This is a genomic window from Vagococcus sp. (assembly GCF_052102835.1).
Classification (GTDB): domain Bacteria; phylum Bacillota; class Bacilli; order Lactobacillales; family Vagococcaceae; genus Vagococcus.
In genome coordinates this window covers 424,864-437,546 of sequence record NZ_JBQEIL010000001.1, presented here as the reverse complement: position 1 = coordinate 437,546, position 12,683 = coordinate 424,864, and the positions used below count along the sequence as shown (strand labels likewise).

10 protein-coding genes are annotated in these 12,683 nt (G+C 34.1%); 7 read left to right on the top strand and 3 right to left on the bottom strand.

From position 1 onward, the window contains the following. Positions 1 to 65: 65 nt before the first annotated feature. Positions 66 to 293 carry a hypothetical protein gene (locus ACTJFD_RS01985; RefSeq protein ID WP_442259359.1) on the bottom strand — a complete coding sequence of 76 codons (228 nt, stop codon included), beginning with the start codon at positions 291 to 293 and terminating at the stop codon, positions 66 to 68. Positions 294 to 419: 126 nt separating this feature from the next. Here ACTJFD_RS01985 and ACTJFD_RS01980 point away from each other — a divergent pair, with 126 nt between their 5' ends. From ACTJFD_RS01980 to ACTJFD_RS01955, 6 genes are all read left to right on the top strand, one after another. After that, the gene (locus tag ACTJFD_RS01980) at positions 420 to 734 is read left to right on the top strand and encodes a rhodanese-like domain-containing protein (protein ID WP_442259358.1); all 315 of its coding nucleotides are present in this window, start codon (positions 420 to 422) and stop codon (positions 732 to 734) included. 4 nt (positions 735 to 738) lie between these two features. Beyond that, the gene (locus ACTJFD_RS01975; protein WP_442259357.1) at positions 739 to 2,406 is read left to right on the top strand and encodes an FAD-dependent oxidoreductase; all 1,668 of its coding nucleotides are present in this window, start codon (positions 739 to 741) and stop codon (positions 2,404 to 2,406) included. Continuing rightward, entirely contained in the window at positions 2,390 to 2,686 is a 297-nt protein-coding gene (locus ACTJFD_RS01970) for a rhodanese-like domain-containing protein (RefSeq protein WP_442259356.1), read from the top strand. Before ACTJFD_RS01975 ends, ACTJFD_RS01970 begins: the two co-directional genes overlap by 17 nt. Next, positions 2,679 to 2,951, top strand: coding sequence for a metal-sensitive transcriptional regulator (locus tag ACTJFD_RS01965; RefSeq protein ID WP_442259355.1), 273 nt, complete (start codon positions 2,679 to 2,681; stop codon positions 2,949 to 2,951). The genes ACTJFD_RS01970 and ACTJFD_RS01965 overlap by 8 nt, the downstream gene beginning before the upstream one ends. 249 nt (positions 2,952 to 3,200) lie before the next feature. Continuing rightward, positions 3,201 to 3,293, top strand: a complete 93-nt coding sequence (locus ACTJFD_RS01960; protein WP_442259354.1) for a zinc-ribbon domain-containing protein — start codon at positions 3,201 to 3,203, stop codon at positions 3,291 to 3,293. A 52-nt stretch (positions 3,294 to 3,345) separates the two neighbouring features. Then, the gene (locus ACTJFD_RS01955; protein ID WP_442259353.1) at positions 3,346 to 4,797 is read left to right on the top strand and encodes a WG repeat-containing protein; all 1,452 of its coding nucleotides are present in this window, start codon (positions 3,346 to 3,348) and stop codon (positions 4,795 to 4,797) included. A gap of 134 nt (positions 4,798 to 4,931) precedes the next feature. Here ACTJFD_RS01955 and ACTJFD_RS01950 read toward each other — a convergent pair whose 3' ends face one another. Together ACTJFD_RS01950 and ACTJFD_RS01945 are read right to left on the bottom strand one after the other, a co-directional pair. Then, positions 4,932 to 7,367, bottom strand: a complete 2,436-nt coding sequence (locus tag ACTJFD_RS01950) for a hypothetical protein (RefSeq protein ID WP_442259352.1) — start codon at positions 7,365 to 7,367, stop codon at positions 4,932 to 4,934. A gap of 199 nt (positions 7,368 to 7,566) precedes the next feature. Further along, positions 7,567 to 8,805: a hypothetical protein gene (locus tag ACTJFD_RS01945; RefSeq protein WP_442259351.1), complete on the bottom strand. Its 1,239-nt coding sequence runs from the start codon at positions 8,803 to 8,805 to the stop codon at positions 7,567 to 7,569. Positions 8,806 to 8,973: 168 nt separating this feature from the next. Here ACTJFD_RS01945 and cas9 point away from each other — a divergent pair, with 168 nt between their 5' ends. Continuing rightward, on the top strand, positions 8,974 to 12,426 hold the full coding sequence (cas9, locus tag ACTJFD_RS01940; RefSeq protein WP_442259350.1) for a type II CRISPR RNA-guided endonuclease Cas9: 3,453 nt from the start codon (positions 8,974 to 8,976) through the stop codon (positions 12,424 to 12,426). Positions 12,427 to 12,683: the final 257 nt, after the last annotated feature.

Below are 12,683 nucleotides of genomic sequence, written 5' to 3'. Positions count from 1 at the left end.
TGAAATGACGTTAGTCATTTTTGAATGCTTGTTTTATTTTAAGAGACTTTTGGGTCAGCCTCTTTTTATTTTTTAGGGAAAGTTAATTTCAGACCAATCGCCGTAGTAATGAGAGACACGCTTAGGTAACTCGTAAAACGAAGAATGGTTTTTAAATAATAGTCTAAAGTATCAACATCATGATAGGGTAAGATTTTGGGGAAAGCAAGAATTGGTAAAGCAAGAATGGTGAGACAAGATAAAACAATTAAAAAAAGACCAATAAACTTAAGATGTTTTTGATTTATTTTCATAGTGAACCTTCCTTTTTAGTTTAAGTATATCATGATTGTCATCTTATAAATCGAATAAGTTGACAGGGAAAACAACTTCATTTATTATACCCCTATAGGTATTTAATTATTTAAGGAGATGGACTTATGTTAGGATTTTTTAAATCAGTACCCAGTATCTCAACACAAGAATTACAACAAAAAATGGCAAGTCAGCCAGTTATTTTAGATGTACGGACACAATCGGAATTTCAAACGGGACATCTTTTTCAAGCAAAACATTTATCAGCTAATCAGCTAGCTAATTATCAAGCTAAAAAAGAGGCTCCCGTTTATGTGATTTGCCAATCTGGCATGCGAAGCAAACGAGCTGTAAAAACATTACGAGCTCGTGGGATAGAAGCGATTAATGTTCGTGGTGGAATGAATCAATGGACAGGAACAATTAAAAGGGGGAAATAGAAAAATGAGTAAAAAAATAATGATTATAGGTGGCGTTGCGGGTGGAATGTCAGCAGCGACAAGATTAAGACGTTTAGATGAAACAGCAGAAATTATCGTGTTAGAAAAAGGGCCTTACGTTTCTTTTGCTAACTGTGGTCTTCCTTATTATGTATCAGGAGAAATCAGTGATCGTGATTCTCTCTTGGTGCAAACACCAGAAGCGTTGAAAGCTCGCTTCAATTTAGATGTACGGCCTTTTCATGAGGCTTTAGCGATAGATGCTACTGCTAAAACGGTAACGATTAAGCATGGGGAAGAAACGTTTACAGAAAGTTATGATTCTCTAATTCTTTCGCCAGGAGCACGTCCTTTTGTCCCACCTATTAAAGGTTTGGAAGAAGCAAAGCAAGCCTATAGTTTACGTAATGTTCCAGACTTAGATAAAATTATGAAAATTTTGGAAAAGGATGACGTCAAAAAGGCAACCGTGATTGGAGCAGGTTTTATTGGTTTAGAAATGGCCGAAAACTTAAAAAAACGGGGTCTTGACGTTACTTTAATTGAAAAAGCACCCCATGTTTTACCACCTTTGGATGAAGAAATGGCAAAATATGTTCAAAATGAACTTGAAAAAAATGAAATTCGGGTCATTGTCGGTCAATCAGCCGCAGCTTTTTCAAATCAAGGGAAAACGATTCATTTAGAAGATGGTCAAACGTTAACAACGGATTTAACGATTTTATCTGTTGGGGTGACCCCAGAAAATAGATTAGCTGAAACAGCTGGTATTGCATTAGGTTTACGTGGGGGGATTTTGGTCGATGAAAATTATGAAACCAATCTTTCTAATATTTATGCTGTTGGGGATGCAATTGTCGTAAAACAGCAAATTACAGATGAAGATGCTATGATTGCTTTGGCTTCTCCAGCGAATCGTCAAGGGCGTCAAGTGGCAGATGTTATTGCAGGGCAAAAGCGCAAAAATCAAGGCAGTATTGGGACGGCAATTGTTCGTGTTTTTGATTTAACCGCGGCATCAACGGGGTTAAGTGAACGCTTAGTTCGTCAGTCAAACTTACCTGTCGAAGTGATTCATATTTTTGGTAAGAGTCATGCTGGTTACTATCCTGGGGCAACACCTGTCATCTTGAAGGTCATTTTCAATCCAGTTACTGGTAAGATTTATGGGGCTCAAAGTGTCGGTCAAAAAGGGATTGACAAACGAATTGATATCATTGCGACAGCGATTAAAGGAAAGCTAACGATTGAGGATTTACCAGAATTAGAATTTACTTATGCGCCTCCTTTTGGATCGGCTAAGGATCCGGTTAATATGGCTGGTTATGCAGGGCTTAATTTAATGGAAGGTTTAAGCAAAGGTGTTCAGTGGCATGAATTAGAAAAAGAATTAAGCGAAGGAAAGGTTCTTTTGGATGTTCGAACAGATAATGAAGTGACAAGTGGTCAGTTTAAAGAAGCGATCCATCTTCCATTGAATCAATTAAGAGCTCGAATGAATGAATTAGAAAAAGAGAAGACGTATGTTATCAGCTGTCATAGTGGTCAACGTAGTTATATTGCAGAAAGAATGTTAGTGCAACATGGTTTTAAAGCTAAAAATCTAGATGGTGGTTTTGCTTTATATCAAACCATCAAACCGGGGGGAATTAAGCATGAGTCAAAGTATTAATCTAGCAGAATTAACAAAAAAAATAGAAAATGAAAACCTTCATTTGATTGATGTTCGTGAAGTTGATGAATATAAAGCCGGTCATATCCCGAGTGTCCCGAATATTCCATTAAGTGAATTCAATCAACGCTTGGCAGAATTTGATCCTCATGAAACGTATTATTTGATTTGTCATTCAGGAGGACGTTCGGCAATGGCCGGCATGATGTTATCACAAATAGGAATTGAAGCGATTAATGTTCAAGGTGGTATGAGTCAATGGAGGGGTCCAATTGAGTAAAGAAAAAGCAACATGTAGCAAACAGCTTATCAACCGTTTGAAACGTGCTGAGGGCCAGGTAAGGGGTATTCAGCGAATGATTGAAGAGGACCAAGACTGTTTAGCTGTTGTCACGCAATTAAGTGCTGTTCGTTCGAGTATCGATCGCATTATGGGATTAGTCATCGCTGAAAATATGAAAGATTGTTATCTCAATCCAGTAGAAAATGAGTTAGAACAGCAAAAAAGATTAGAAAAAGCCATTGAAATGGTGATAAAAAAATAAAAGGAAACACCGTTCTTAATAAGTTCCCACAACTTATTAAGAACGGTGTTTTATTTTAGGGTTTCTAGCATCTGTACCATTGGGGGTATACTAAAGGACACTGATTCTTAGGGATTAAAACTTTATCAGCGTGAGTAAGCTAGAAATAAAAGGTTCTAATTTTGTTTTCAAAAAAATGGGGAGCATTGCGTGTTAACGAATTATTGCTTATAATAAAAAGCATAAAAGTGTGAAAAAGGGGAGTTCTTTATGAAATATTGTCCACATTGTGGGAATGAGTTAGAAAAAACCGCTGTTTTTTGTACGAATTGTGGGGGGGAAAATAGGAAAAGAATTAGGTAAGCAACCAAAAAATAATGAAATGCCAAGCTCTTTTGAGAAAGTGGATCCAACGATGCCGGTTTTTAAAAAAACAGAACCAGTAAAACCGAGTATTAAGAAATGGATAATTGGCGGTATTTGTATCACGGCTCTTATTGGAGGGGGCTGGCTAACCTATGCTCATTTATCTAAAAATAATACTGAAGTTGTTGCTAAAAAAAGAAAGAAAGTTCAAGAGAAAAAACGAGAAGCCATGAATGAAACCTTTATGTATCGAGTGGGGGATGGTATGGGGTTGATGAATCGTAACTTTGAAATTTTAACCGATAACATTGGTAATTGGCAGTTAGCTCGAACCCCAATTGGCACTACTGTAGTGGGAAATAAAGACGGCGAAACTAGTTTAATTGATAAGAATGGAAAAACTATCACCGAAATGGGAAAATATAAAATTGGCTTATTCAATTCAAATGGTGGGGATGCTTTAGACATTATCTCTAAAAATGGCATTTTGAGTATTTATGGAGACAATCCTGATGATGATGAAGGGCGCGACTTTAATGGTTTAATTAATGCTAAAGGTGAAGTCGTTAGCGAATTAGCAGAAGTAACTTACATGCCATTCTTTGGTCGTGAAATTGGAGCCTTTATGAATGCGTATGATCGTTGGGGGGTTGTTAATGAAAAAGGTGAAGTTTTAATTCAACCAGATTATGAGCGCTTATCAGTCATCAGCGATCGTTACATTTCAGTCTTCCAAGGTGATTCAGATGCCAAATCAGATATTTTAGATTTAAAAGGTAATATGGTGAAGGAAAATATTGCCAGTGAACTCGTCACTCCAGATTATCATCAGCCTGATAAGTTTATTTTTAAAAGTGGCAATGGAAAATATGGGATTTTAAACAGTCAGTTAGAAGTAGAACACGAACCCTTTTCTGTAACCATTCCAACTTATAGTGCTGATGGTAAATATATTTCATTTAGTGCGGGTGAGGATGGTTATGGTTTGATGTCAAGAAAAGGTGAAATTATCATTCCAGCGAAGTATAAAATGTTATTATCACCTAATGAAAAAGGCATCTTAGCGGCTCAAGATGAGAATGAACAGTATTGCTTAATGGATGTCACAGGTAAAGTCATTAAGAATTTTGACCACTCGATCTATCCATTGACTAAGACCAATCTATTTTCAACGGGCCAAATGGGAAGTGGCCTGATGGACATCGTGGACTCGACGGGTAAGGTAATTGAAGGCGGAGAAGAAGCTTACCCAGCAGTTGATCGTCGCTCTGTTGATTTTCTGATGGTATCTAATGATCAAAAAGATATAAAAAAAGGGAGTCGTGTTTACAATAAAGATGGCCAAAAATTAAGTGATAATGCACTAATTGCTAGTGATTTGGGAGATGTTTATTTTATTCAAGAATGGGACAATACGATGAAATTAGTGAATAAAAAAACGAGTAAAGTAATAAAAGAGAAAACGTTAGATATCGAAACACCTTATTATGATTATGATTAAATTAATAAAGTTTAAAAAAATGCCGATTTAAGACAGAGTTCTTTCAGTCTTAAATCGGCATTTTAAAATTGTTTTTTTACTTAAAGTTGTGTTCATGAGTTGACGTTTTTAGTCATTCTTTTTACGATGAACGATTAAAGAGCATCTAGAATCGTCCAAACTAAAGTCCCTCGATACTGATGGGCTAAATTTCCTGTTTTTTGTAATAAAACAAAATAATTTTGGTCATTGTTTAAATCATAATCAATATAAGGCGTTCCTTTTTCTAGTTGTTTAAGTGATTGATTGATATTAGAAATCGGTGTTTTGCCATGTTCATTATTTAAATATAATTGTCCTAAAAATGGGGTATTTGTTGTAGTGTTTATAATCCCACTTGGCAAGGAAAGTTCAATTTTGATGTGTCGACTAGGGTTAGTATTGATAACCTTTAAGGAAGTGTTCTCATTTTTTACTTTTTTTGTCTCCTTATTAGTATTTGCTACCTTAATTTGACCAAAATCTAAATCTGGTATGGCTTCCAAACGAGTTTGCGGTTGATAAGTATAGACGACAGTAAAGTCAGCGTTAGGTGCGTTTGTTATTTTGGTATTGTTCACAGTGTAGTTATCAATCGCCATATCATCGTAGCCAGTCAAACCGAGTGTTAGCTCTTTGGCTTTAAAAATAGTGGCTAATTTTGTTTTAATATCATCATTAATTGCTATTTTTGTTGTGTAATTATTTTTAGTTTTTTCACTAGTGGTAATATTTTGGTAAACCGCTGTTTTGTCAATGCTATTTATTTGTTTGATGTGCATTGTAACAAAACCATTATAATAATAAATGAGTTTTTTTTCTAAATTAGTAGCTGTAGGCATCTCAAAAAGACCGTCAAAGTTACCTTTTTTATTAGAAAAACGATAGTTCACTATGTTGATAGGATCAGGAGTAGCGTGGTTAGTACCGACAAGACCATAAGTTATTTCGGGCGTTTTAAGACTCTTTTGATTTGTTTCATCTAAAAATTGTAACGTTGTTTTACCAACCTCTGGGATAACGGTTAAATACTCTCGATTATCATGTTCAATTGCTTTGGCAATGGTTCCGTCAGGATAAGTTAAATCATAGATAAGAGAAAACATCAGATTGTCTTCCGGTTTTTTTAGATAATTAGCGAGTCGTTCGTAAGCTGCTTCAGCGGTGTTTTTTAATTTTAAATCATATAAAACAGTGATATAATTTTCCTTAGTATTTAAAGGGATTTTCAAACCTTTGTTTGTTTTGATGGCTTCTACTGCTTGATTGTTGACTTTAATACTATCAGGAATAATTTCTAAAATATCGCTGTTTACTAAACTATTTTTTAGTTGTATTAAAAGGTATTTATTACTTAATTTTAACTCGTCTGTTTGGATAGCGACGGTGGAATCGACTGTCAGTGTTTGGTTAGAGTGTCCTAATTTTCTAGGCATTACTGACCAGTCTTGCCAACGTGTGCGAAAGTAAACATCAGGTTGCTCCATTTCTAAGCCTAAGCCAAATATACCTGTTTTTATATTTGTGTCTGTCCCGCTTTGATTGGGTTGGGCTTTAGCGGTGACTTTATAAGTATTCAAAGGAATAAGGTCTTCAGTTAAATTATTATCGATAATGACATCAGATTCCATAATTTCTGGATAGGGAGTTAACTCATAATCACGGAATAAGCTACCATCACGAGTATAAGTTTCGTTTAAAGCATCAAATACTCGAAAACCTTTATCATATTTAGTAACTTTGCTTGATTGGTCTAGTAAAATGGAGTTAAATTGAAATTCTTCCTTATATTTACCACCATTTTTTTCAGAAGTCTCAGTTCCACCAGCGACAAAGACCATACTATTTCGCATGTTTCCCTTTTTCTTTGAACCTTTAAAACCTGTTTCGCCACCGATTGAAACTTCTAAAGGTTTTTTTTGTGTAACCGATTTAATTATACCAAAATAGCTTAATACGGTCCGACGAATTGGATTGTCCTCTTTTTCTTCAACATAAGTAATGTTCCAGACGGCATATTTATCATGATTATCTTTACGAGTTATTCCTGCATTAAAGTTATCGAAAGAATATTGACCTGGTCCTTCTGTTTTTAAAAAAGTCGTCACATCATAGGCACCACCACTATACTTGTTACTGGAAAAGATCAACTTTCCTCCTTTTGGACCTGTTAAAGTAGTGTTTTTAACATTATCATTTCTATTCTCGTTTTCTAAGATGTAGAAAAAAGCTTGTTTTATTTCCCCGTTTGGAGTATAAACAGCACTTGTTGCATTTGTGGTATTTGTTCCTTCGTTATCTGCCATATTATAATCATAGTAATACGTTTTATTATTGCCGCTATACCTTTTTCTTAATGCACCGGCTTCGACTTGATTATGACCAAAAGAACCTAATGAATATCTGCCTGTTTCAGCAAATATAATATTTCCTTCTTCTTTAGTCGCGTAATTTGGAGCATTAAGGATTGTTGTGTTAGCGGTGACCTTTTCAGATTGAATCAATAAAAAAAGAAATAGGAGTAAAATAAAGATTAAAGGTTTTTTTTTCATAGAAATCCCTCTCTCGAACTTAATACACATAATATTATCATTAATATTATAAGATTGTAACCATTTGTCTTAATATTCTTTTTTAGCATAATAGTACATTTGGAAAAGTGGTGTTATCTTTTAATTTTGTTAATTAAAAATCCCTCTGTCAAATGATTTTTAAATCATTTGACAGAGGGATTTTTTGGCCATCTTATCTTTAATAAAGAAAATGATAAAGCATAGTAAAGATATTTTCAGTAGTAGTTGCATTTGGTGAGAGGGCTCTATTTTCTTCAACCCAATCTTCATAGTCTTTTTCACTAGGTAATTCGCTAGGAATCGGTAGTTTTTCATTGCTAAATTCTTTTTCAAGTAATAGAAGTGGGGTGGTATCGCCTTGTTTTTCAATTATCATCTTCCATTGGTTTGGATCTTGTTCTTTTTCAAGTGCTAAAAGATCTAAAAGAATGCCAGCAAAAGCATTAGTTGAGTAACCTTCAGAAATTAATCCTGTCATGCGATAGGCGGGATTATCATCTGCCATCAATAATTTTAGAGCGTTTAACGCTTCTTCATGAGTGGTCACTTGTTCTGGGTAACTAGCAAAAAGTGAAGAAAGAAGTTCATAATAGTAAGCAGTTCCTTCTAAACGATCATATAGCAACGCTTCTTTATAATCTTTTGGGCTCGATTCGCGGTAATCTTGGTATGTTGCCAGAGCATTTTTAATATGTTTTTCACGATGATTTTCTTCACTAATTGCTAGTTTTAATTGTTGTTGAAGTAACATTTTTTGTCGGCGTGTTGCTTTATCCTCTAAGCGTTCTTCACGATTATTATCTGTGAAGCTAGTTTCTGCCCATCTCTCTTGGGTGACTTTATGGAAAAGTTCATGATTATAAGAAAGAAATTGGTCATAAGTTCCTAAGTGTTCATATTTTTGGAAGTAATAAAAATTATCAATGTTTTGAGGCATTATACTTACGTAGGCCCCTTTTCGGTCTTTTGAGTCAAAAAAAGCCCATTGTCCATCAAAAGGAAGTGAAGAAACGTCATACGATTTAAATTCTTTTTTAGAAAGGCTTTTAATTTGTCCTTTGGTTGAAATTAAAGAGGCTTTTTTATTACTGATATCTTGGGCAAGTAGCTCATAATTTTTAAGTGGATTATCTGGCCAAAACTGTTCTAGATTTTGATTATAAAGTTTGACTTGTTTTGCTAAAATAGTGAGGTATTCTTTCGTGTTTTGGGGTTGCTTTTTGGCGGCAGCCCCTAGTTTAAATTGAGTGTTTTCAATAATAGGAATGGTCGGTTTGGCTGAATAGGGCGGTTTAAAAAACAGACGATGACCTAAAAAAACGGTAGCGTAGATAATGGCAATTAATAAAAAAAGAATAATACCAAGTTTTTGTAACCCCTTTAATTTTTTAGGTGGTGCTGAACGACGTCGTTTCATATTAGTCACTCCTATTCTCTTTAATACCTTTAATAGTACGCTAACTAAGTTTACTAAACAAGTCTTTGGTTTTTAGAATAAAGCGAAACAAGCGAGAATTAATAGTACCTATCTATGTTTTTTTGTATTTGTTATAATTAAGAAAAAAGAGATGTGAGTGATTTGTAGATGAAAAAACACAGGCAAACAGTGAATATTGGTTTTGATATCGGCGTTTCCTCAATCGGTTGGACTGTTTTATCTGCGAAAAGTGGAAAAGTGCTAGAAACAGGTGTTAGAGTATTTTCAAGTGCGGATCCACTTGAAAATACTGAACGTAGGAGAGCTCGCCAAGCTCGACGTCTGATTCGTCGTCGTAAAACGAGATTACGAGATTTAAAGCAAGTTTTAGCTCAATTTAATTTTCCTTATCCGACAAAACACATAAAAGAAATAATCACACCTTATGAATTACGAGTCAAAGGATTAACTGAAAAGTTAACACGCGAAGAACTGGCGATTGCTCTTTATCATTTAGTTAAACGACGGGGAATTAGCTATGATTTAGAAGATGTTGAAGAAGAAGTTTCGGGTGGAGTGTCTTATCAAGAGAGTCTAAAAGAAAATCAATATTTATTGCAAAATAAAACACCTGGAGAGATTCAACTCGAGCGATTGGATACATTGGGAAAAGTTCGGGGAGAAGTTTTTGATAGCGAAACAAATAATGTTTATTTTAATGTTTTTCCTAGTGAAGCGTATCAAAAAGAAGCAGAACAGATTCTTAAACAACAACAATTTTTTTATCCTGAAATTACCTTAGAAATGATAACAGAAGTTAATGAACTAATTTTAAGAAAACGCGATTACTTTAAAGGACCGGGTTCGAAAAAGTCCTCAACCAATTACGGAATCTATAAAACAGATGGAACGGTTTTAAATAATTTGTTTGAAACTTTAATTGGAAAGGATAAAATTTTTCCTGAAGAGTATCGAGCAGCGACTAACTCATATACAGCACAAGTTTTTGATGTTTTAGAAGATTTAACTAAGCTAACGGTTTCATCAACAAAAGATGGCAAACTTTCAGCAGAACATAAAGAAATAATTCTAGCTGAATTGAAAGGAACAACGAAATCCGTAAATATATTACAGCTGATTAGCAAAGTCGCTCAAACGGAAAGTGAAGAGATTAAGGGATATCGTTTAACAAGAGAAGGTAAACCAAAAATCAATAGTTTAGCTAATTATCGGAATATCAAAAAAAAACTACTTAAAGAAAATATCGACATTAGTGACTGGCCGAATGATTTACTAGATGAGTTGGGACGTATTTTAACTTTAAATACTGAAAATGGTGAGATACGCCGTTTTTTAGAAAACCCTAACTTTCAAGAAGCTTATCCTGTCTTAAAAGCAATCGATTTAGATAAAATAGTTAAAAACAAAGATTGGTTTACTCGAGGGATTCAACAAAGGTGGCATCGATATTCTTTGAAAACGATGAAATTGTTAATTCCGGAATTAATAAGAAGTAATCAATCTGAAGAATATCTTTTAAAGAAGCTGGGTTTACTTGATGAACAGGAAAATCGTTACTTAAATCAAACGGAACTAGATTTAGAATATTTGTCAAAAAATATTTATAATCCAATGGTCAATAAAGCAGTACGACAAATGGCTAAAATTTTTAATGAACTTTATAAAAAATATCCTACAATCGATTTTATTACTCTTGAAATGCCTCGAGATGATAGTGAAGAGGAAATTAAGAAACGGAGCCAACAATTTAAAAAGAAAGTTGATTTAGAAAAAGAACGTGCGTTTTCTGAGTTTGCATCAAAAGCAGAGATTGATGAGGAGCAGTTATGGGGAAAAATTTATCGATCTAAACATTTGTTGACGAAGATTAGATTATGGTATCAACAGCAGGGGGAATGTTTATATTCAGCTGAAGAGATAGACGCAACGCTTCTGTTGAAGAATCCGGAACAATATGAAATAAATCCAATTCTTCCAACGTCGCTTTGCTTTGATGATAGTTTAAATAATAAAGTGCTTTGTTCTCTAGAAGTAGCTAAATTAAAAGATCAGCAGACTCCTTATGAAATGATAATAGAAGGCAAAGGGCGTTCTTTTGAAGATTTTAAAAAACAAGTAGAACAAATGAAACGTTTAGATAAAAGAAAGAAAGACTATTTATTATTAACAAGTAATCTGTTGGAACCAGAAGTTGCTCGTTCTTTTATTTTACGAAATCTTATTGACATGCGTTACGTGTCTCGAATCGTTTTTAATGAATTTCAACAGTTTATTAAAGGCAATCAGTTGGAAACTCAAGTGGCGATAGTTAGGGGGAAGTTTACTAGCTTGTTACGTCGAAAATGGGATCTTGAGCGGGATTATGAAACGTATCATTATTATGCGATGAAAGCAGCCGTTTTAGCTGTGATCCCGACATTGGATATTTGGGATAAACTGGATGTTGTATTTATACCCAAAAGGGTTCAAGGTCGTGATGTTACGATTTTGGCTAGTAAACGATTACATCAAACTGAATTTGAAGCGGCGACGTTTAACGAGCCCTATTTAAATTTTATTGAAGAAGTGCGACAATTGACGCTTCCGATTGAGAAAAAACAATTGAGTCAACATTCTTATCGAAAAATGGTGAAATTCAGCCATCAAGTTAATAAAAAAGTCAATCGTAAAATTAGTGATGCCACGTTATATGCGACGCGACTTCAAAAACTAAATAAAGATAAAGAAGTCACAGATTATATTCTAGGAAAAATAAAAAATATTTATACATTTTCGGGTTATCAAAAGTTTGCTAAGATTTATGAAAAAGATAAAGCCCGTTTTTTGATGTATCATCATGATCCCCAAACATTTAAAAAATTGGAAAAAGTGTTAGAAGAGTATTTACCTAAAGATCAAAATGGGGTATCAGGAGAGCGGGTTAAAAAATTATCAATGAGCCCTTTTGAACGTTATCGCCAAGAACATGGCTATTTAAAGAAATACGCTAAAAAAGGGGATGGACCTATCATTCGCCAAATGAAATTTTATGATAAACAATTAGGGACCCATCTTGATATTACTCCTGACGAAGCCAAAGGTAGAAAAGTTATTTTACAATCTTTAAAACAGTGGCGAACAGACGTTTACTATAATCATACGACAGAAAAATATGAAATTATGGGGATAAAATATTCGGATCTTTCTTTCAATGAAAAAAATCAGTATGGTCTTTTCTTAGAGCAGTATGAAAAAATTAAAATAGAAGAACAAGTCTCTGCAAAGGCTGAATTTATGTTTTCTTTGTATCGTAATGACCGAATTAAGATCATTGATTTAGTGAAGGATGAAGAGGTTGAGCTATTATTTGGCTCACGAAATAGCCCTAATAAAAAAGGGTATGTTGAGTTAAAGCCAATTAATAAGCCACGTTTTTCAAAAAATGAAAGGTTACCTGTTTATGGTAAAGTAGCTGCAAGTGGTCAATTTATTAAACGGTTGTATCAAGCAAACTGTCTGATATTTAAAGTGAATACAGATATCTTGGGAAACCCTTATTATATTAGTAGAGAAGGAAAACACCCTAAGTATTTAATTGACAATAAACGTACGTTTTGCTAAGATGAGCGTGTGAAGGACGCTTCGCACCGTTATTGAATCTTTAAGAACCTACAAAAATAAGGCTTTATGCCGTATTTCCCATTCCTTTTAAGGAATGGGTTTTTTTATTTTAAGTGATAAAAAGACTTGCTTAATAATCGATAGTCAATTCACTTTAATTGTTTTAGAATAAAGAAGGTTGGCCAATACAATCATATTTTAAACTCAAGAAAGATTCAATAACGGAATTAAAGAAAGTGTGTTTTTGAAGAAACAAA

What these genes read in the sequence shown, in the direction of transcription:
- ACTJFD_RS01985 (WP_442259359.1), bottom strand. Translation starts at nt 293, where the DNA reads ATGAAAATAAATCAAAAACATCTTAAGTTTATTGGTCTTTTTTTAATT.
- ACTJFD_RS01980 (WP_442259358.1), top strand. Translation starts at nt 420, where the DNA reads ATGTTAGGATTTTTTAAATCAGTACCCAGTATCTCAACACAAGAATTA.
- ACTJFD_RS01975 (WP_442259357.1), top strand. Translation starts at nt 739, where the DNA reads ATGAGTAAAAAAATAATGATTATAGGTGGCGTTGCGGGTGGAATGTCA.
- ACTJFD_RS01970 (WP_442259356.1), top strand. Translation starts at nt 2,390, where the DNA reads ATGAGTCAAAGTATTAATCTAGCAGAATTAACAAAAAAAATAGAAAAT.
- ACTJFD_RS01960 (WP_442259354.1), top strand. Translation starts at nt 3,201, where the DNA reads ATGAAATATTGTCCACATTGTGGGAATGAGTTAGAAAAAACCGCTGTT.
- ACTJFD_RS01955 (WP_442259353.1), top strand. Translation starts at nt 3,346, where the DNA reads ATGCCGGTTTTTAAAAAAACAGAACCAGTAAAACCGAGTATTAAGAAA.
- ACTJFD_RS01950 (WP_442259352.1), bottom strand. Translation starts at nt 7,367, where the DNA reads ATGAAAAAAAAACCTTTAATCTTTATTTTACTCCTATTTCTTTTTTTA.
- ACTJFD_RS01945 (WP_442259351.1), bottom strand. Translation starts at nt 8,805, where the DNA reads ATGAAACGACGTCGTTCAGCACCACCTAAAAAATTAAAGGGGTTACAA.
- cas9 (WP_442259350.1), top strand. Translation starts at nt 8,974, where the DNA reads ATGAAAAAACACAGGCAAACAGTGAATATTGGTTTTGATATCGGCGTT.